17 protein-coding genes are annotated in these 18941 nt (G+C 59.9%); 15 read left to right on the top strand and 2 right to left on the bottom strand.

Annotated features, from left to right (window positions below; translation table 11 throughout):
* Positions 1–215 precede the first annotated feature (215 nt).
* From FHT93_RS23345 to FHT93_RS23320, 6 genes are all read left to right on the top strand, one after another.
* On the top strand, positions 216–1556 hold the full coding sequence (locus FHT93_RS23345; protein WP_113013376.1) for an extracellular solute-binding protein: 1341 nt from the start codon (positions 216–218) through the stop codon (positions 1554–1556).
* 91 nt (positions 1557–1647) lie between these two features.
* Complete coding sequence (locus FHT93_RS23340; RefSeq protein WP_183849660.1) at positions 1648–2550, top strand: sugar ABC transporter permease; 903 nt, start codon at positions 1648–1650, stop codon at positions 2548–2550.
* Positions 2547–3431, top strand: coding sequence for a carbohydrate ABC transporter permease (locus FHT93_RS23335; RefSeq protein ID WP_113115474.1), 885 nt, complete (start codon positions 2547–2549; stop codon positions 3429–3431). The genes FHT93_RS23340 and FHT93_RS23335 overlap by 4 nt, the downstream gene beginning before the upstream one ends.
* Positions 3432–3443: 12 nt before the next feature.
* A complete protein-coding gene (locus tag FHT93_RS23330) occupies positions 3444–4499 on the top strand; it encodes an ABC transporter ATP-binding protein (protein ID WP_183849658.1) in 1056 nt (351 codons plus the stop codon).
* 130 nt (positions 4500–4629) lie between these two features.
* Complete coding sequence (gene galE, locus FHT93_RS23325) at positions 4630–5613, top strand: UDP-glucose 4-epimerase GalE (protein WP_183849656.1); 984 nt, start codon at positions 4630–4632, stop codon at positions 5611–5613.
* The gene (locus FHT93_RS23320; RefSeq protein WP_183849654.1) at positions 5591–7135 is read left to right on the top strand and encodes an alkaline phosphatase family protein; all 1545 of its coding nucleotides are present in this window, start codon (positions 5591–5593) and stop codon (positions 7133–7135) included. The genes galE and FHT93_RS23320 overlap by 23 nt, the downstream gene beginning before the upstream one ends.
* Before the next feature lie 6 nt (positions 7136–7141).
* Here FHT93_RS23320 and FHT93_RS23315 read toward each other — a convergent pair whose 3' ends face one another.
* Positions 7142–7645: a DUF1993 domain-containing protein gene (locus FHT93_RS23315; RefSeq protein ID WP_183849652.1), complete on the bottom strand. Its 504-nt coding sequence runs from the start codon at positions 7643–7645 to the stop codon at positions 7142–7144.
* A 384-nt stretch (positions 7646–8029) separates the two neighbouring features.
* Between FHT93_RS23315 and FHT93_RS23310 the strand changes: the two genes are divergently transcribed.
* The 3 genes from FHT93_RS23310 (at position 8030) to FHT93_RS23300 (ending at position 11632) form a co-directional block, all read left to right on the top strand.
* The gene (locus tag FHT93_RS23310) at positions 8030–8959 is read left to right on the top strand and encodes a sugar ABC transporter substrate-binding protein (protein ID WP_112544868.1); all 930 of its coding nucleotides are present in this window, start codon (positions 8030–8032) and stop codon (positions 8957–8959) included.
* Between the two features lie 69 nt (positions 8960–9028).
* On the top strand, positions 9029–10570 hold the full coding sequence (locus FHT93_RS23305; RefSeq protein ID WP_183849650.1) for a sugar ABC transporter ATP-binding protein: 1542 nt from the start codon (positions 9029–9031) through the stop codon (positions 10568–10570).
* Between the two features lie 36 nt (positions 10571–10606).
* Positions 10607–11632: an ABC transporter permease gene (locus tag FHT93_RS23300; RefSeq protein ID WP_029869141.1), complete on the top strand. Its 1026-nt coding sequence runs from the start codon at positions 10607–10609 to the stop codon at positions 11630–11632.
* A gap of 53 nt (positions 11633–11685) precedes the next feature.
* Here FHT93_RS23300 and FHT93_RS23295 read toward each other — a convergent pair whose 3' ends face one another.
* Positions 11686–12237 carry an NUDIX hydrolase gene (locus FHT93_RS23295; RefSeq protein WP_183849648.1) on the bottom strand — a complete coding sequence of 184 codons (552 nt, stop codon included), beginning with the start codon at positions 12235–12237 and terminating at the stop codon, positions 11686–11688.
* A gap of 211 nt (positions 12238–12448) precedes the next feature.
* On the opposite strand from FHT93_RS23295, the gene FHT93_RS23290 reads away from it, so the two are divergent.
* From FHT93_RS23290 to FHT93_RS23265, 6 genes are read left to right on the top strand one after another with little or no spacing between them, the layout of a single operon-like run.
* Positions 12449–13507 carry a dipeptidase gene (locus FHT93_RS23290; RefSeq protein WP_183849646.1) on the top strand — a complete coding sequence of 353 codons (1059 nt, stop codon included), beginning with the start codon at positions 12449–12451 and terminating at the stop codon, positions 13505–13507.
* A gap of 44 nt (positions 13508–13551) precedes the next feature.
* Positions 13552–15192, top strand: a complete 1641-nt coding sequence (locus tag FHT93_RS23285; protein WP_183849644.1) for an ABC transporter substrate-binding protein — start codon at positions 13552–13554, stop codon at positions 15190–15192.
* Between the two features lie 21 nt (positions 15193–15213).
* Positions 15214–16281 (top strand): ABC transporter permease, encoded by a 1068-nt coding sequence (locus tag FHT93_RS23280; protein ID WP_112544862.1) that lies wholly within the window; start codon positions 15214–15216, stop codon positions 16279–16281.
* Positions 16278–17213, top strand: coding sequence for an ABC transporter permease (locus tag FHT93_RS23275; protein WP_112970731.1), 936 nt, complete (start codon positions 16278–16280; stop codon positions 17211–17213). The genes FHT93_RS23280 and FHT93_RS23275 overlap by 4 nt, the downstream gene beginning before the upstream one ends.
* Positions 17210–18043 (top strand): ABC transporter ATP-binding protein, encoded by an 834-nt coding sequence (locus tag FHT93_RS23270; protein ID WP_183849642.1) that lies wholly within the window; start codon positions 17210–17212, stop codon positions 18041–18043. The genes FHT93_RS23275 and FHT93_RS23270 overlap by 4 nt, the downstream gene beginning before the upstream one ends.
* A complete protein-coding gene (locus FHT93_RS23265; protein ID WP_183849640.1) occupies positions 18040–18789 on the top strand; it encodes an ABC transporter ATP-binding protein in 750 nt (249 codons plus the stop codon). The genes FHT93_RS23270 and FHT93_RS23265 overlap by 4 nt, the downstream gene beginning before the upstream one ends.
* The last annotated feature ends 152 nt before the right edge of the window (positions 18790–18941 follow it).

The raw sequence follows: 18941 nt of genomic DNA, 5'->3' as shown, positions 1-18941 counted from the left end.
CCACCCTTTGCCACGCATTTTCAATAGCTCTCCGCAGCTTATCGCAGCGCAAGAGGCGATGTATTGCGCAATCAAATTTGCACAGAACTGAAATTTGCGCAATTGACAACGCAAATTGCGCATGCAGAATTGCGACCCTGTAGAAGGACGGTCCCGCGGCCGCGCATTGCGTTTGCGCTCAGTCCAGTGCCGTCGGTTTCGGGAGGAGGAGTTCCATGACAAACGACATGAAACGCGAATTCATTCAGGCGATGATCAGTCGCCGCCAGCTTCTGCAGGCTGCCGGCGCCGGTGCTACGGCTGCCGCCATGTCCGGCTTCGGCTCGATTGCGAGCGCGCAGGAGAAGGTGGAGCTGACCATCTGGGCCTGGACGCCCAACACGCAGAGCGAGATCGACCTCTTCACCAAGGCCTTCCCGAATATCGGCGTGAAGCTCGAGAATGCCGGCCAGGGCCCGGATGAATATGTGAAACTGCGCAACGCTATCCAGGCCGGCAGCGGCCTGCCCGATGTCGGCCAGGTCGAATTCACGAACATTCCGGGTTTCCGCCAGCTGCAGGCGCTGCTTGATATGGGCCAGCATGGCGCCAACGAGGTCAAGGACAAGTTCATCGACTGGACTTGGGCCTCTGCTTCGGATGGCGATGCCGTCTACGGTATTCCGTGGGACTCCGGCCCGATGGGTATTCTTTACCGTGCCGACGTGCTTGACCAGCACAAGATTGCGGTTCCGAAGACCTGGGCCGAATTTTCCGCCAACTCCAAGGCGCTCTCCAAGGCCGCGCCCGGCACTTACCTTACCAATTTCGGCGGCACGGCCGACGGCGGCTGGGTGATTGCGCTTCTCGCGCAGGCTGGCTGGAAGCCCTTCGAGCTCAAGGGCACGGATCTCAAGCTGAACCTCAACGATGCGATCGCCAAGAAATGGGCCGTCTTCTGGCAGGACCTGATCGATGCCGACGCCGTCGGCGTCAAGACGCCGGTCTGGACGACCGACTGGTTCACCGGGCTCGATGAAGGCACCTATGCCTCGTGGATGACGGGTGCCTGGGGCGCCGTCTTCATTCCGCAGTTTGCCAAGAAGAGCAACGGCCACTGGCGCGCAGCGCCGCTTCCGCAGTGGGAAGTGGGCAAATATGTCTCCGCCAATCTCGGCGGATCCACCTTCGCCGTCTTCAACACGACCAAGCATCCGAAGGAAGCCACGCAGCTTGCGGTCTTCCTCGGCAGCAATCCGGAAGTGGCGCGCATGTGGACGACCAAGCAGTTCCTCTTCCCGGTTCTGAAGGAGCTTACCTCCGATCAGGAGCTGATGGGCCACAAGTACGATCTCTATGGCGGCCAGGCCGTCAACGAGGTCTTCGCCGAAAGCGCCAAACACGTCGACTCTTCGTTCCAGTATGCGCCGTTCCAGGATTATCTCGCTGCCCAGGTGCAGCAGGAATTCTCGGCCTCCATCGGCGGCAAGGGCTCGCTCAGCGATGCCTTCGATCGCCTGCAGGAAGGGGTCAGCGCCTATTGCTCCGACCAGGGCTACACCGTCTCCCAAGGATGAGCCGCGGGGATGCGGGATTTTCTTCCCGCATCCTTTTGCATCACGCGCGCCATGCTGGCGCATTTCGCATTGAACTGCCGGAGACGGATACATGGCCGGTTTGGAAAGCCGCAAGCGGCGATACCGGGTGAGCAAGGGAATTGCGCCCTATCTCTTCCTCGCGCCTTTCGCACTGCTTTTCATCGCCTTCCTGATCGCGCCGATGGCCTATGCCTTCACGCTGGCAATCTACAAGACAACAGTGGTTGCCGGGACGAAATTCGTCGGCGCGGAGAATTTCGTGCGCGCGCTCGGCGATCCCAAGTTCTGGCAGGGCGTCATCGTGCTGGTGAAATTTGCGCTGATCCAGATCCCCGGCATGGTGGCAGCGGCGCTACTTATCGCTCTCATTCTCGATAGCGGCACGGTTTATGCAAAGAGTTTTTTCCGCATCAGCTTCTTCATTCCCTATGCCGTGCCGGCCGTTATCGCGACGTTGATCTGGGGCTATCTCTACGGCCCGTCGTTTGGACCGTTCACACAGCTTGCCACGGCCATTGGTCTGCCGCCGCCGAATTTCCTCGGGCCGAGCACGATATTGCCGTCGATCGCCAATATCGCGAACTGGGAATATACCGGCTATCAGATGATCATCTATTACGCCGCCCTGCAGGCCATTCCGGCCGATCTCGAAGAGGCGGCCTCCATGGACGGGGCGAACAGCTTTACCTATGCGATGCGGGTGAAATTGCCGCTGATCGCTCCGATGGTCGTCGTCACGATCATCTTCTCGATCATCGGCTCGCTGCAGCTCTTCTCCGAGCCCTATTTGCTGCGCAATCTGGCGCCGACTGTCATCAACAATGCCTTTACGCCGAACTACTACGCCTACACGCTCGCCTTTACCAACCAGCAGTACAACTATTCGGCTGCGGTTTCCTTCGTGCTCGGCGGCGTCACGGCGGTGATCTCCTATGCCTTCATGCTGATCGTCAACCGTGGAGGCCGCAAATGACCATCGTCGGCAAATCGAAACGCTCTTCCGCCTTTCGCCGCAATCGCTGGACGCTGACGGCAATCCTCGCCGTGATCTGGCTTTATACGGCGCTGCCGCTGTTTTACGTCCTGGTGGCGGCGTCCAAATCGAACAACGACCTCTTTACCACCTTCGGGCTGTGGTTCTCGGGCGACTTCCGGCTTTTCGAGAATATCCGCCAGGTCTTTTCCTATCAGGGTGGTATCTTTGCCCGGTGGCTGCTCAATACCGTTTTCTATGCAACGGTTGCCGGCATCGGCGCGGCACTGTTTTCGACCATGGCCGGCTATGCGCTGGCAAAATACGACTTCCGCGGCAAGCGCCTGATCTTTGCGATCATCCTCGGTGCCGTCATGATCCCGCAGACGGCGCTCGTCGTGCCGCTCTTCCTGCTCATGTCGAAGGTAGGCATGGTCAATACGCCGTGGGCGGTCATCCTGCCGTCGCTGGTCTATCCCCCGGGCGTCTTCCTCATGCGGGTCTATGCCGACGATGCCATTCCGAATGAGCTGATCGATGCCGGTCGAGTCGATGGCGCCGGTGAATTCCATATCTTCTCGGCGCTGACGCTCAGGCTTCTGATGCCGGGCTTTGCCACCGTGCTGATCCTCTCCTTCGTGGCGACCTGGAACAACTACTTCCTGCCGCTCGTGGTGCTGAGTTCGGCCGAATATTTCCCCGTCACGGTGGGGCTGGCGCAATGGTACGCGACGGCGACCGTCGGTTCGGGCGGCGGTGCGGCTCTTTTCACGCTGGTACTGGCCGGCGCACTCATCAGCATCGTTCCCGTCATCATCGCATTCATCGTCATGCAACGCTTCTGGCAAGGCGGCCTCGGCGCCGGCGGCGTCAAGGCGTGAGGAGACTGGCACATGGCCGTCATTGAACTTCGCAAGATCCGCAAATCCTTCGGTGCACTCGACATCATCGGCGGACTGGACCTCCATATAGAAGACGGCGAATTCGTCGTCTTCGTCGGTCCGTCGGGCAGCGGCAAGTCAACGCTGCTGCGCCTCGTCGCCGGTCTGGAGGAGGCCACCTCCGGCCAAATCCTGATCGACGGCGAGGATGTTACGGAGCTCGGCCCGGCAGACCGCAGCCTGTCCATGGTCTTTCAGTCCTATGCTCTCTATCCGCACAAGACCGTGCGCGCCAATATGGCCTTCGGGCTGGAGGTGGCGCGCACGCCGAAGGCGGAGATTGCGCGGCGCGTGCAGGCGGCGGCGGCGTCGCTGAGGCTCGAACCGTATCTCGACCGCAAACCGAAGGAGCTTTCCGGCGGCCAGCGGCAGCGCGTGGCGATCGGCCGTGCCATCGTGCGCGATCCCGTCGCGTTCCTTTTCGACGAGCCCTTATCGAATCTCGATGCGGCACTCCGCGCGGAAATGCGCATCGAGATCGCCAAGCTGCACCAGCGGCTGAAAGCGACGATGATTTACGTCACCCATGACCAGGTCGAGGCGATGACGCTTGCCGACAAGATCGTGGTCCTAAAAGATGGAGAAATCCAGCAGATCGGCTCGCCGATCGATCTTTACGAGAAGCCGGCCAATCTTTTCGTCGCGCAATTTCTCGGCTCGCCGAAGATGAACGTCTTCGACGCGGAACGCGTGGATGGCGGACTACGCGTGGCCAGTTCGGGGCGCCTCGACCTCGCTTCGGCGCCCGCCAATGCAGCCAAGCTTGGCGTACGGCCGGAAGACATTACCGTGACCGCTGTCGGCCAGGGTAATCTCGACGGCAAGGTGGACGTGGTGGAGCGACTGGGCTCGGATACTTACGCCTATGTCGCCCTTTCCGACGGTGCGCTGGTAACGGTGCGGCTTGCCGGAAATGCCCGGCTCACCGTCGGCGAGGCCATCAGCCTGCAGTTCGACAGGAATGAACTGCATCTTTTCGACGGGGCCGGCCATGCAATCGCCCTGTAAACACGTGCATTTTCATATACAAGCCGCCTCTAATCTTCTTATTTTTGCAGATATGTAACCGAGATAACTTTTTACTGACGTGTAACTTGGCTAAGGTCCGCGCATCTGTGGCTTGCAAAAGGTGAGATGCATGGCAGGTGAAACGGTACTCGTCGTCGGCGGTGCGGGATATATTGGCTCGCATACGTGTCTTGATTTGGCGAACAAGGGTTACAAGCCCGTCGTCTTCGATAATTTTTCCAACGGCCATCGCGAATTCGTCAAATGGGGACCGGCGGAAGAGGGCGATATTCGCGATCGGGCCCGGCTCGATGAGGTGCTGGCAAAGCATAAGCCGTCGGCAATCCTGCATTTCGCAGCGCTGATCGAAGTCGGCGAATCGGTCAAGGATCCAGTCTCGTTCTATGAGAATAATGTCATCGGCACGCTGACGCTGTTGTCGGCGGCGCAGGCCGCCGGCATCAATGCCTTCGTCTTCTCGTCCACCTGCGCGACCTATGGTCTGCCGCAGAGCGTGCCGCTCGATGAGAAGCATCGCCAGGTGCCGATCAATCCCTACGGCCGTACCAAATATATCGTCGAGCAGGCGCTTGCCGATTACGACCAGTACAAGAGCCTTCGCTCCGTCGTGCTGCGTTATTTCAATGCCGCCGGTGCCGATTTCGAAGGCCGGATCGGCGAATGGCACCAGCCGGAAACGCATGCGATCCCGCTGGCGATCGATGCAGCGCTCGGCCGTCGCCAAGGTTTCAAGGTCTTCGGCAGCGATTACGAGACGCGCGACGGCACCTGCGTGCGCGACTATATCCATGTTCTCGATCTTGCGGACGCACATGTGCGCGCCGTCCAATATCTGCTTGATGGCGGTGAATCCGTCGCGCTCAATCTTGGCACGGGCACCGGCACGACGGTGAAGGAACTGCTCGGCGCCATCGAAGACGTCTCCCGAAAGCCGTTCCCGGTCGAGTATATCGGTCGTCGCGAGGGTGATTCGCATACGCTGGTTGCCAATAACGACAAGGCGCGGGACGTGCTGGGCTGGGTGCCGCAATATGATCTCTCGCGGATCATCCAGTCGGCCTGGAACTGGCATGCGCGATCAAACCATCACTGAACGCGGCTCAAAGCCCAACGTTCTCGTCATCACTGCGGACCAATGGCGCGGCGATTGTCTCTCTTCTGTGGGGCACGCCTGCGTCAGGACGCCCAATGTCGATGCCCTGGCTAAAGACGGGACGCTTTTCCGGCGGCATTATGCCGGTGCCGCTCCCTGTTCGCCGGCGCGGGCCACGCTCTATACCGGCCTCTACCAGATGAACCACCGGGTCTGCCGGAACGGTTCGCCGCTCGACCGGCGTTTCGACAATCTGGCCCTGGCAGCAAGGCGGGCGGGTTACGACCCGACGCTGTTCGGCTATACGGATACGGCGCCCGATCCGCGCGATATGGATGCCAATGACCCGCATTTGACGACCTATGAAGGTGTGTTGCCGGGTTTCACTGTCCGCCAGCTTCTGCCGGAGCATGAGAGGCAGTGGCTCTCATGGCTACGCTCACGCGGCCGCGCGGATGCCACCAGCCGCGATGTCCATATTCCGGTCGGGACTGTCGCAGGGGAAATCTCGAATGCGGCGCCAGCCTATTCACGCGAAGAAACGCAGACCGCTTTTCTGACAGGGGAATTCATCCGCTGGATGGGCGAGCAGGATGCGCCATGGTTCGCGCATATTTCCTTCCTGCGGCCGCACCCGCCTTTCTCGGTGCCGGAGCCCTTCAACCGGATGTTCGGGCCTGGGGAAGGCCCAGCTTTTGCGCGTGCGACGGACCGTGAAAGGGAACAGCAAGGCCATTCCTATCTCGCCTATGCCATGCCGCGAACTCAAAAAGGCAGCTTCATCCATGGAGCGGAGGGACCGCTCAGCGATTTGAGCGCTGCCGACTTCGACGCCATCCGGTCGATCTACTATGGGATGATCGCCGAGGCGGATGACCAGCTCGGTCGGATCTGGCAGGCGCTGAAGGATGCGGACGCATGGGACAACACGATCGTCGTCTTCACGTCCGATCATGCCGAGATGGCGGGTGATCACTGGACGCTCGGCAAGGGCGGCTATTTCGAGGGCAGTTATCATATTCCTCTCGTCATCCGCGATCCTCGCGCGGCTTCAGCCGGCGGTATCGTCGAGAGTTTCACCAGTGCTGCCGATGTGTTCCCGACGCTCTGCGATCGGCTCGGCATCAGACCTGCCAACAATATCGACGGGCGCTCGCTTGCGCCTTTCCTCGATGACGGTATGGCGCAGGGCTGGCGGGATGCGGCGTTCTGGGAATTCGATTTCCGGGATATCGCCCATGGCGAAGCGGAACGGCATTTCGGCCTTCGGCCGAACGAGCTGAATCTTGCCGTCATCCGCGACGAGCGATTCAAATATGTACATTTCACTTCATTGCCAGCACTGCTCTTCGATCTCGTCAAGGATCCGATGGAGCTGCGCAATCTTGCCGATGATCCGGCCTATGCTTCGGTGCGGCTCCACTATGCCGAACGGCTGCTGTCGCTCAGAGCGCGACATCTGGATCAGACGCTTGCCTATACCGAGCTGACGGAAAAAGGGCCGGTGATGTACCGGCCCTGAGCGGCGTCAGAAGTTTCCGAGGAAGTCCCGCTTGCCGACCGGCGCACCCTGGTTGCGCAGGATGGCGTGTGCCGTCGTCACGTGGAAATAGAAGTTCGGCAGCGCGAAGAGCGCGACATATTCGATGCCGGGAACGACAGAGCCGTTGCGGCCCGGAACCGTGATTTCCCTTAGATCGCTGCCATCAAGAGCTTCGGCAGAAAAGCTCGCAAGGTAAGCTTCGGTCTTGGCCATACGCTCCCGCAGGTCGGCGATCGTCGTTTCATTATCTTCGAACTTCGGCGCCTCAGTTGCCGTCAGGCGGGCGAACGCGAACTTCGCGCTATCGCTGGCGCGCTGATACTGGCCGGAAAGCGGCAGCATATCCGGGGCAAGGCGTGCATTTATGAGGATGGCCGGGTCGATTTTCTTTTCCTCGGCATAGGCTTCCGCCTTGTCGAGATAGGTCTTCAGACTGGCAATGCCGCGCTGGAACATCGGCACGGTCAAACGATACATCGAAATGGACATTGGTCCTCTCTCCAAAATCTTTAAAAAACGGCTGTGTGCGCAGGCCGTTGGGGCTCCGCCTAGATGGGGATCTCTACGGCTTTCGCAATACGCGCCTGTGACGTCCTTTTCCCATGATGGCCAGATTGCAACAGACAATCATGCACAATTCACCTTGGCAGAATGGCTTCTACTCAGCAGCGACAGCGGAAATCGGCAAAGAGACTTGACGTCGTTTCGATAAAATGGAATGAATATTCCGCGAAACAAATTTTACGGTTTGTTTGTTCCGTTTTAACGGAACCGCCACGGGAGAGGCGGCATGGGATTGAGGTTCGCAGACGGATGTCTGGGACCCCGGCGTGAGGAGGGTGCAGCCGGGCACCGCTTTGTGGAGGAAATGCAATGAAAAGATTTATCCTGGGCACCGCGATGGCGCTCGTCCTGTCGACGGCCGCACATGCGGAAACCGTTGGCGTTTCGATGGCGAAATTCGACGACAACTTCCTGACCGTTCTGCGCAACGGCATGACCGATTATGCAAAGACGCTGAATGGCGTCACCCTGCAGGTTGAAGACGCGCAGAACGACGTTTCCAAGCAGCAGAGCCAGATCCAGAATTTCATCGCCTCCAAGGTCGATGCAATCATCGTCAACCCTGTCGATACCGATGCGACGACTGCAATGTCGAAGCTCGCTGCCGATGCCGGCATTCCGCTGGTTTACGTCAACCGTCAGCCGGTCAACGTCGACACGCTGCCCGAAAAGCAGGCTTTCGTCGCTTCCAACGAACAGGAATCCGGCACGCTGGAAACCAAGGAAATCTGCCGTATTCTCGGCGGCAAGGGCAAGGCCGTCGTTATCATGGGCGAGCTTTCCAACCAGGCTGCGCGCATGCGCACCCAGGACGTTCATGATGTCGTCAAGACAGACGAATGCAAGGGACTGGAGATCGTGGAAGAGCAGACGGCCAACTGGGATCGCACCCAGGGCGCCGACCTGATGACCAACTGGCTCTCCAGCGGCATCGAGTTCGATGCCGTGATCTCCAACAACGACGAAATGGCGATCGGCGCCATCCAGGCGCTGAAGGCAGCCGGCAAGGATATGACCAAGGTCGTCGTCGGCGGCGTCGACGCCACGCAGGACGCGCTTGCCGCCATGCAGGCGGGCGACCTCGACGTCACCGTGTTCCAGGATGCCGCGGGCCAAGGCAAGGGCGCGCTCGACACGGCGCTCAAGATTGCCAAGGGCGAAAAGGTCGAGAAGAAGGTCTACATCCCCTTCCAGCTCGTCACGCCTGCCAACGTCAAGGACTTTGTCTCCAAGAACTGAGGCAAACGCCAAGCAGGATGCGGGTTCTGCCCGCATCCTTTCAGCCTGTCCGTATCCGGAGGAGATGATATGGTCGTCAGCCCGTCAACCATGGCCGCAGTGCGCGCAAGCGGCGCAGTTCCGAATGCGGAATATCTCTTGAGCGCAGAGGGCGTTCGCAAGGAATTTCCGGGGGTCGTCGCGCTCGACGATGTGCAGTTCCGGCTGAAGCGCGCTTCGGTGCATGCGCTGATGGGTGAAAACGGCGCCGGCAAGTCGACTCTGATGAAAATCCTCGCCGGCATCTACACGCCCGACAAGGGCGATATCCGCCTGAAAGGGGCGGAAATCCGGTTGAAATCTCCGCTCGATGCGCTGGAGAATGGGATCGCCATGATCCATCAGGAGCTGAACCTGATGCCGTTCATGACGGTCGCCGAAAATATCTGGATCCGCCGCGAGCCCAAGAACCGCTTCGGTTTCGTCGACCACGGCGCAATGCATCGCATGACCGAGGCGCTGTTTGCTCGGCTCAATATCGCGATCGACCCCGATATCGAGGTCCGCTACCTCTCGGTCGCAAACCGGCAAATGGTCGAGATCGCCAAGGCAGTTTCCTACAATTCCGACGTCCTCATCATGGACGAGCCGACCTCGGCGCTGACGGAGCGCGAGGTCGAGCATCTTTTCCGCATCATTCGCGACCTGAGGTCCCAGGGCATCGGCATCGTCTACATCACCCACAAGATGAACGAGCTCTTCGAGATCGCCGACGAGTTCTCCGTTTTCCGCGACGGCAAATATATCGGCACGCATGCCTCCACTGATGTTACCCGTGACGACATCATCCGCATGATGGTCGGCCGCGAGATCACCCAGATGTTCCCGAAGGAAGAGGTACCGATCGGCGAGGTGGTGCTGTCGGTGAAGAACCTCAGCCTGTCCGGCATCTTCCGCGACGTTTCCTTCGATGTGCGTTCGGGCGAAATCCTCGGTGTGGCAGGCCTCGTCGGCTCCGGCCGATCGAATGTCGCCGAAACGCTGTTCGGCGTGACACCGGCAAGCTCCGGCACGATCGAGCTTTTCGGCAAGCAGGTACAGATCACTTCGCCGACGGCAGCGATCCGCAATCGCATGGCTTTCCTCACGGAAGACCGCAAGGATACGGGCTGTCTTCTGATCCTCAACGTGCTCGAAAACATGCAGGTCGCCGTGCTGCACGACAAGTTCGTCAAGGGCGGCTTTGTTCAGGAGGGCGCGATTGAGGAAACCTGCGAGGACATGGCGCGTAAGCTGCGCGTCAAGACCCCGACCCTCTATGAGCGGGTCGAGAACCTCTCGGGCGGCAATCAGCAGAAGGTGCTGATCGGCCGCTGGCTGCTCACCAATCCGAAGATCCTGATTCTCGACGAGCCGACACGCGGGATCGATGTCGGGGCCAAGGCGGAAATCCATCGGCTGGTCACGGAAATGGCGCGCAATGGCGTCGCCGTAATCATGATCTCTTCGGAGATGCCAGAGGTTCTCGGCATGAGCGACCGTATCATGGTGATGCACGAGGGGCGCGTCACCGGTTTTCTCAATCGCGACGAAGCAACGCAGATCAAGGTGATGGAACTCGCCGCGCAGTGATTGCGCGTGACAACGATCGCCAAAGGGAGGTTTGACATGACTATCAAGGCAGCAGAGGGCACAGCGCCCCTCGCAACCCGGCCGAGACGGCGGCGTGTGCCGCCGGAACTCAGCATCTTCCTCGTGCTGGTCGGTATTGCGCTCGTTTATGAAATTCTCGGCTGGATCTTCATCGGCCAGAGCTTTCTTCTGAACTCGCAGCGCCTGACGATCATGATCCTGCAGGTCTCCGTCATCGGCATCATCGCCGTCGGCGTCACCCAGGTGATCATCACCGGCGGCATCGATCTTTCGTCGGGCTCGGTCGTCGGCATGACGGCGATGATCGCAACCAGCTTCGCCCAGTCCTCTACCTGGGGGCGAGCCGTCTTCCCCTCGCTGACCGACCTGCCCGCTCTCGTGCCGATCATGATCGGCCTGCTGATCGGGTCGGCTGCCGGTCTCATAAACGGCGCGCTCATCGCCTATACGAAGATCCCTCCCTTCATCGCAACGCTTGGCATGTTCGTTTCGGCGAGAGGTGTGGCGAAGTGGTATACGAAGGGGCAGCCGGTTTCCGGGATCACCGAGCAATTCCACTTCATCGGAACCAAGGCGTGGCCTGTCGTCGTTTTTCTGGTTGTTGCGCTGATCTTTCACATTGCGCTGCGCTACACCCGCTACGGCAAGTTCACCTACGCCATCGGTGCTAATCCGCAGGCCGCGCGCGTCTCGGGCATCAACATCGAGGCGCATCTCGTCAAGGTTTATGTGATTGCGGGATTGCTTGCCGGTCTTGCCGGCATCGTTACGGCGGCTCGCGCTGAAACCGCCCAAGCCAGCATGGGTGTCGGATATGAACTCGACGCGATCGCCGCGACCGTCATCGGCGGCACTTCGCTCACCGGCGGCGTCGGACGCATCACTGGCACCGTCATCGGCACCGTCATTCTCGGCGTCATGACGTCAGGCTTCACCTTTCTCAGGATCGACGCTTACTACCAGGAAATCGTCAAGGGCGTCATCATCATCGCGGCCGTCGTTATCGACGTCTACAGGCAGAAGAAACGAACCAAGCACTGAACCGGGAAAAGGGGGCTTCGGCCCCCTTCACTGTTTATGGAGAATGGCTGTGGTCACAACGAAGGATCCAGGGCTCCGGATATCTTCAGATGGTGCACGAGTTTCTGGCGATCCCCCAAAATCATCTCAGGAGGGATATCGGCCGGATAGAAGAGATCGATTTCCAATCCCTCGGCGAGAGCGTCATCTGTCGGTCCGGGCAGTTGTCTTTCAGCTATGCGCGCTTCGAAGACCGCAAGCAGGAAGCCGAAGGTTTCGCCTTTCGGTGAAATAAACTTTTTTCGCTCGAGTTCGATCAGATCCACGCGATCCACGGACACGCCAATCTCCTCTGATATCTCGCGGCGAAACGCGACCGAAAAATCCTCGCCTTCTTCGACCGTTCCACCCGGCAGGGACCAGCCCGCGTGCATGCCGCTTCTCTTCGCGAGGACGATTTGACCGCTGGCATTGTGGATGATGCCGATCGCTCCGCCCCGCGCCCGACGGGAAAAGTGCTTGTGTTTCTGTGCCTCAAAATCAGCTTCCGGTAAGCGCTGATCGGTCGCCGTCAGCCTGGCATTCGGGTATTGTCGAGTAAGCGCGTGGAAAATTTCCTCACTCATGGGGTTCTTTCGGATCATTGGCAGAAAAGACTGTCTGCGCTGATTGAGGCCGCGGACCGCAGCATGCAAGGTATCTGCGGTGCCGCCGGTTTGCATCGCAAAAATGCATGGTTTCCACATTGCGCATTTGTAAAAAAAGAGGTGGCGCTTTCTGTCAGCTTTTCTATTGTTGCCGCTTCGGTCCGCCCGTTCGGGCAGTGCAGGAAAGCAGATGCAACTCGTATTCGACGGTCATAACGACGTTCTCCTTCGACTCTGGTCCCTTGCGAAAGACGGAAGCGATCCGGTCGCGGAATTCGCAAACGGTACGACGGCAGGCCATATAGATGCCATCAGGTCAAAGGCTGGCGGTCTGGCGGGTGGCCTTTGTGCCATTTACGTTCCATCGGGCGATCTCGTGTTTGCCGATCCTGATGTGAACGGCCACTATGCGACGCCGCTTGCTGCTCCCCTCGACCCGCTGCCCTCGCTTGCTATCGCCACGGAGATGGCGGCGATTGCGCTCAGGCTCGACCGTGCCGGCGCCTGGCGGCTCTGCCGAACGGTGAAAGATATCCGGAAGGCGATGGCATCGGGCGTTTTTGCCGCTGTCCTGCATATCGAGGGCTGTGAAGCAATCGGCGCCGATCTCGCTGCTCTGGATGTTTTTTATGCCGCCGGGTTGCGTTCGCTCGGCCCGGTGTGGAGCCGGCACAATATCTTTGGGCATGGCGTGCCCTTTGCCTTCCCGAGCTCGCCGGATACGGCGCCGGGTTTGACGGAAGCCGGCTTCGCGCTGGTGCGCGAGTGCAACCGCCTCGGCATCATGATCGATCTTGCCCATATCACCGAGAAGGGTTTCTGGGATGTGGCGGAGACGAGCGACCAGCCGCTCGTCGCCAGCCATTCCAACGCCCATGCTCTGACACCGGTCGCCCGCAACCTCACCGACAGGCAGCTCGACGCGATCCGTGAGCGTCGCGGTCTTGTCGGTGTGAACTATGCGACGGCAATGCTTCGTCCGGATGGCCGCTCCGATGCCGATACGCCGCTTTCCGACATGATCCGCCATATCGATTACCTCGTGAACCGGGTCGGAATCGATTGCGTGGCGCTCGGTTCGGACTTTGACGGCGCTACCATTCCGGAAGAAATCGGTGATGCCTCGGGCAACCAGAGGCTGATTGCCGCTCTCCGGCAAGCTGGCTATGGTGCGGAGGACTTGACCAAAATGGCCAGCGAAAACTGGCTTCGCATTCTGGCTTCGGCGTGGAGGGAAGAGGACGCCTGAGACCAAATAATACTTAGTAATCAATCAAAACAGGGGAACAAACCATGATGATTACCAAACTGAACCGCAGCTTCCGCCTTCTTTCCGCAGGGGCGGCACTTTCGCTCCTGATGGTAGCAGCGCCTGCTGCCTTCGCAGAGACGCCGAAGGACACGCTCGTCGAAGGTTTTGCCATCGACGACATCATCTCGATGGATCCGGGCGAGGCTTTCGAGCTTTCGACGGCCGAGGTTACCAGCAACACCTATAGCCTGCTCGTTCGTCTCGACATGAACGACACCTCGAAGATCAAGGGTGACCTCGCCGACAGCTGGACGGTTTCCGATGACGGCCTGACCTACACCTTCAAACTGAAGCCGGATCTGAAGTTTGCGTCCGGCAATCCGATCACCGCCGAAGACGTTGCCTGGTCCTTCGAGCGCGCCGTGAAACTCGACAAGAGCCCGGCCTTCATTCTCACCCAATTCGGCTTGACCGGCGACAACGTCACCGAGAAGGCCAAGGCTGTCGACCCGACCACCTTCACCTTCACTGTCGACAAGGCCTATGCGCCGAGCTTCGTGCTGAACTGCCTGACGGCAACGGTTGCTTCCGTCGTCGACAAGAAGCTGGTGGTGGACCATGTGAAACCGGTCACGGTCGATGCCGACCACAAGTACGACAACGATTTCGGCAATGACTGGCTGAAGACGAATTATGCCGGTTCCGGCGCTTACAAACTGCGTGAGTGGCGCGCCAACGAAGTTGTCGTCATGGAGCGCAACGACAATTATTACGGCGAGAAGGCGAAGCTTAACCGCGTCATCTATCGCTACATGAAGGAAAGCTCGGCTCAGCGCCTGGCGCTCGAGGCCGGTGATATCGATATCGCCCGCAACCTCGAGCCCAATGATCTCGACGCTGTTGCCAAGAATGCGGATCTGGCGACCACCAATGCGCCGAAGAGCACCGTCTATTACGTCAGCCTCAACGGCAAGAACGAGAACCTGAAGAAGCCCGAGGTTCAGGAAGCCTTCAAATATCTCGTCGATTATGACGCGATCGGTGCGACCCTCATCAAGGGTATCGGCGAAATCCACCAGACCTTCCTGCCGACGGGGCAGCTCGGTGCGTTGAACGAGAACCCCTACAAGCTCGACGTCGCCAAGGCGAAGGAGTTGCTTGCCAAGGCCGGCCTGCCGGATGGTTTCTCGGTTACCATGGACGTACGCAACACACAGCCGGTCACCGGCATTGCCGAATCCATGCAGCAGACGCTCGCTCAGGCCGGCGTGAAGATGGAGATCATCCCCGGCGACGGCAAGCAGACGCTGACGAAGTACCGCGCCCGCACGCACGACATGTATATCGGCCAGTGGGGCTCGGACTATTTCGACCCGAACTCCAACGCCGATACCTTCACCTCCAATCCGGACAATTCCGACGCGGGCACGGTGAAGACCCTTGCATGGCGCAATACCTGGGAAGCGCCCGAGCTTGACAAGGAAACCAAGGCTGCCCTGCTCGAACGTGACGCCGCCAAACGCGCCGGCATGTACGAGGACGTGCAGAAGAAGTTTCTCGCCAACAGCCCCTTCGTCATCATCTTCCAGCAGATCGAAGTGGCCGGCTATCGCAAGAGCCTCAAGGACTTCAAGTTGGGTCCAAGCTTCGATACCAACTATGTAGGCCCGATCTCGAAGTGATGAGCCGGTCAGGCTGATCCAGTGAGTATTGTCGAAACAAGACAGGAGGCGCGGCCCCGCAAGGGCCGTGCACTCTCCTTCGCAAAGGCGTTGGGGCGTTTCCTCTTCGCCGCAGTCACCACCTATCTCGGCCTTCTGGCCGTCACCTTCTTCATCGGCCGCGTCGTGCCGATCGATCCCGTGCTCGCCATACTCGGCGATCGCGCGCCGACCCATGTCGTGGAGCGCGTTCGCCGCGAGATGGGATTTGACCTGCCGCTTTACGAGCAGTTCTACATCTATCTGAAAGGCATTCTCTCCGGGGATTTCGGCAATTCCGTCCTGACCACCAATCCGGTCATGGTCGATATCCGCCGCGTTTTCCCCGCTACGCTGGAGCTTGCGACCGTCGGCACGATCATCGGTTCGGTCATCGGTGTCCCGCTTGGCGTACTCGCTGCCGTGCGCCGCGGCAGCATTGTCGACCAAATCGTGCGCGTCATCGGGCTTGTCGGATATTCGGTGCCGATCTTCTGGCTGGCGCTGATCTCGCTCGTCGTCTTTTATGCGCAGCTGCGCTGGGTAGCGTTCCCTGGTCGCATCGACATCGTCTACGAATACAGCTTCACCCCGGTTACCGGCTTCTACCTTCTCGACAGCGCCTGGCAGGGCCAATGGGATGTCTTCTACGACGTCTTCCGTCACATCATCCTGCCGGCCTCGCTGCTCGGTTATTTCTCGCTCGCCTATATCAGCCGTATGACCCGCAGCTTCATGCTGAACGAGCTGTCGCAGGAATATGTGGTGGCGGCCCGCGCGAAGGGACTTTCGGAAACGCGGGTGATCTGGGGCCATGCATTGAGGAATGCGGCGGTGCCACTCGTGACGGTGATTGCGCTTTCCTATGCAGGCCTGCTTGAGGGCTCGGTGCTGACGGAGACGGTCTTTTCCTGGCCCGGGATCGGCTTCTACATCACCAACTCGCTGCAAAGCGCAGATATGAACGCCGTGCTCGGCGGCACGATCGTCATCGGCACGGTTTTTGTCGGCATCAATCTCATTTCCGATCTTCTCTATCGGATACTCGACCCGAGGACGCGAAACCGATGACGGTTCCGACCACGCCTTCCACGCCGATCAGCCGACGCGAGTGGCTTCTGTCGGATCGACCGCAGTCGCGCACGCAGGCCCGGCTCGGCCGCGCCTATGTTACCTGGCGGCAGTTCACCGCCAACAGGCTCGCCGTCGTCGGTCTGCTCATCATTTTGGCGCTGCTGCTTGTCGCTGCTTTTGCCGATGTCATCGCCACGCATAATCCGGTCATGGGGGACTTGAAAAATGCCCGCCTGCTGCCGCCCGGCAGCGCCGGTTATCTGCTCGGCACCGACGACCAGGGTCGCGATATCTTTTCGCGCCTCGTCTACGGCTCCAGGCTGACGCTCCTCGTCGTCGTGCTGGTCGCCATCATTTCCGCGCCGATCGGACTCATCGTCGGTACGGTATCGGGTTATGCGGGCGGATGGGTGGATGCGACGCTGATGCGCATCACCGATATCTTCCTTGCCTTTCCGAAGCTCGTGCTGGCGCTCGCCTTCGTCGCGGCCCTCGGGCCTGGCATCCAGAACGCCATCATTGCGATCGCCATCACCTCCTGGCCCCCTTATGCGCGTATCGCCCGCGCCGAGACCCTGACCGTGCGGCGGTCCGACTATATTTCGGCGGTCAAGCTCATGGGCGCCTCACCCCTGCGCATCATTGTGCGGCACATCATGCCGCTCTGCATCTCCTCGCTGATCGTACGCGTTACGCTCGACATGGCCGGCATCATCCTGACGGCCGCCGGCCTTGGTTTCCTCGGTCTTGGCGCTCAGCCGCCGCTGCCGGAATGGGGCGCGATGATTGCTTCCGGCCGCCGCTTCATCCTCGACCAATGGTGGGTCGCGGCCATGCCCGGCATCGCCATCCTCGTCGTCAGCCTCGGCTTCAATCTCCTGGGTGACGGCCTGCGCGATGCGCTCGATCCGAAGGAGGCTGGTCAATGAGTTCGCTTCTAACCGTGAAAAACCTGCGCGTCAGCTACCCGACCCGGACCGGCGTCATCGAGGCCGTGCGTGGTGTCTCCTTCACACTCGGCAAGGAGCGGCTGGGCATCGTCGGCGAATCCGGTTCCGGCAAGTCGCAGACCGGCCGCGCCATCATGGGCCTGACGCCGAAGCACGGTGTCGTCACCGCCGACACACTGGATTTCAGCGGCATCGATCTGCTGAAGACATCGGCGGCCGAACGGCGCAAGCTGCGCGGCAAACGTATCGCGATGATCCTGCAGGATCCGAAATATTCGCTCGACCCGGTGATGACCATCGGCAAGCAGATCTGCGAAACCCTGCGCACGCATGAGAGGATCGGCAGGGGCGAGGCGCGACACCGTGCGCTCGACATGCTGGAAGCGGTGCAGATCCGCGATCCCCAGCGCGTCTTCGATTTGTATCCCCACGAAGTTTCGGGCGGCATGGGTCAGCGCGCAATGATCGCGATGATGCTGATCGCCGGGCCGGAACTCCTGATCGCCGACGAGCCTACCTCGGCCCTCGACGTAACAGTCCAGCTCGATGTGCTGAGGATCATGGACCGGCTGGTGTCCGAGCGTGGCATGGGATTGATTTTCGTCTCTCACGACCTGAGGCTCGTTTCCTCCTTCTGCGACCGCGTCATCGTCATGTATGCTGGCCGCATTGTCGAAGAGATAGCCGCATCCGAGCTTCGCAATGCGAAGCATCCCTATACGCAGGGCTTGTTGAACTGCATGCCGCAGATCGGTGAAGATCGGCATCCGCTGCCGGTCCTTGACCGGAAGCCGGAGTGGGCAGCATGAGTACAGCGCTGTCTGCAGACCATCTCGGTGTCGTCTATGACCATTTCCACGCGTTGAAAGACGTCAGCGTTTCCATCGAGAGCGGCGAATCCTTTGGCCTCGTCGGTGAGTCCGGCTCGGGCAAGTCGACGCTGCTGCGCGCGGTCGCCGGGCTTGCGCCGGTCAGTGAGGGAACGATCCACATCCATGGCGAGTTGCTTAAAGGCTCTAAGCGAAGCAGAAGCTTCTACCGAGGCGTCCAGATGGTCTTTCAGGATCCCTATGGCTCGCTGCATCCCCGCCAGACCGTCGACCGGCTGCTTCTGGAGCCGCTCGCCATCCACGGTATCGGCGACGGCGAGAAGCGCATTGCCAGGGCGCTCGACGAGGTCGGGCTCGGCAACGGTTTTCGCTTCCGCTACCCACATCAGCTCTCCGGAGGCCAGCGGCAGCGTGTGGCGATCGCCCGCGCCCTGATCGTCGAGCCGTCGATCCTGCTGCTCGATGAGCCGACGTCGGCGCTCGACGCCTCCGTGCAAGCCGAAGTCCTCAACCTTCTGGAACAGATCCGCCGTGACAGGAAACTGACCTTCGTCATGGTCAGCCACGATCTCGGGGTCATCACCCACATGTGCGAGAGGCTTGCCGTAATGCGCGGCGGCGCTGTTGTTGAACGGCTGACATCGGCCGAACTTGCCGCCGGGAGCGTTCACGAGGAGTACACGCGAAATTTGATGATCGCGAGCAAGGGTTTCGTGAAGGCTTGAAGTCCAATGTTTTCAAGCCTTTGAAAAACCTCGCACGGCATCGGCGTTAAGGATAATGTTTTCCTAAAACACGACCATTCGACTAGACTATTGACAGCTGCCTTGGTTCTGTCATGATCCCGTTAACGACCGTTAGCTTTCGTGATCGATGG

Source organism: Rhizobium sp. BK379 (assembly GCF_014193955.1).
In the GTDB taxonomy this organism is placed as follows: Bacteria; Pseudomonadota; Alphaproteobacteria; order Rhizobiales; family Rhizobiaceae; genus Rhizobium.
This window is presented reverse-complemented; position numbering and strand designations above follow the sequence as displayed.

Bases quoted from the DNA above. Each gene is read 5' to 3' on its own strand.
- FHT93_RS23345 (WP_113013376.1), top strand. From the start codon at position 216: ATGACAAACGACATGAAACGCGAATTCATTCAGGCGATGATCAGTCGC.
- FHT93_RS23335 (WP_113115474.1), top strand. From the start codon at position 2,547: ATGACCATCGTCGGCAAATCGAAACGCTCTTCCGCCTTTCGCCGCAAT.
- FHT93_RS23310 (WP_112544868.1), top strand. From the start codon at position 8,030: ATGAAAAGATTTATCCTGGGCACCGCGATGGCGCTCGTCCTGTCGACG.
- FHT93_RS23330 (WP_183849658.1), top strand. From the start codon at position 3,444: ATGGCCGTCATTGAACTTCGCAAGATCCGCAAATCCTTCGGTGCACTC.
- FHT93_RS23315 (WP_183849652.1), bottom strand. From the start codon at position 7,645: ATGTCCATTTCGATGTATCGTTTGACCGTGCCGATGTTCCAGCGCGGC.
- galE (WP_183849656.1), top strand. From the start codon at position 4,630: ATGGCAGGTGAAACGGTACTCGTCGTCGGCGGTGCGGGATATATTGGC.
- FHT93_RS23265 (WP_183849640.1), top strand. From the start codon at position 18,040: ATGAGTACAGCGCTGTCTGCAGACCATCTCGGTGTCGTCTATGACCAT.
- FHT93_RS23300 (WP_029869141.1), top strand. From the start codon at position 10,607: ATGACTATCAAGGCAGCAGAGGGCACAGCGCCCCTCGCAACCCGGCCG.
- FHT93_RS23275 (WP_112970731.1), top strand. From the start codon at position 16,278: ATGACGGTTCCGACCACGCCTTCCACGCCGATCAGCCGACGCGAGTGG.
- FHT93_RS23295 (WP_183849648.1), bottom strand. From the start codon at position 12,237: ATGAGTGAGGAAATTTTCCACGCGCTTACTCGACAATACCCGAATGCC.
- FHT93_RS23270 (WP_183849642.1), top strand. From the start codon at position 17,210: ATGAGTTCGCTTCTAACCGTGAAAAACCTGCGCGTCAGCTACCCGACC.
- FHT93_RS23340 (WP_183849660.1), top strand. From the start codon at position 1,648: ATGGCCGGTTTGGAAAGCCGCAAGCGGCGATACCGGGTGAGCAAGGGA.
- FHT93_RS23320 (WP_183849654.1), top strand. From the start codon at position 5,591: ATGCGCGATCAAACCATCACTGAACGCGGCTCAAAGCCCAACGTTCTC.
- FHT93_RS23285 (WP_183849644.1), top strand. From the start codon at position 13,552: ATGATGATTACCAAACTGAACCGCAGCTTCCGCCTTCTTTCCGCAGGG.
- FHT93_RS23305 (WP_183849650.1), top strand. From the start codon at position 9,029: ATGGTCGTCAGCCCGTCAACCATGGCCGCAGTGCGCGCAAGCGGCGCA.
- FHT93_RS23290 (WP_183849646.1), top strand. From the start codon at position 12,449: ATGCAACTCGTATTCGACGGTCATAACGACGTTCTCCTTCGACTCTGG.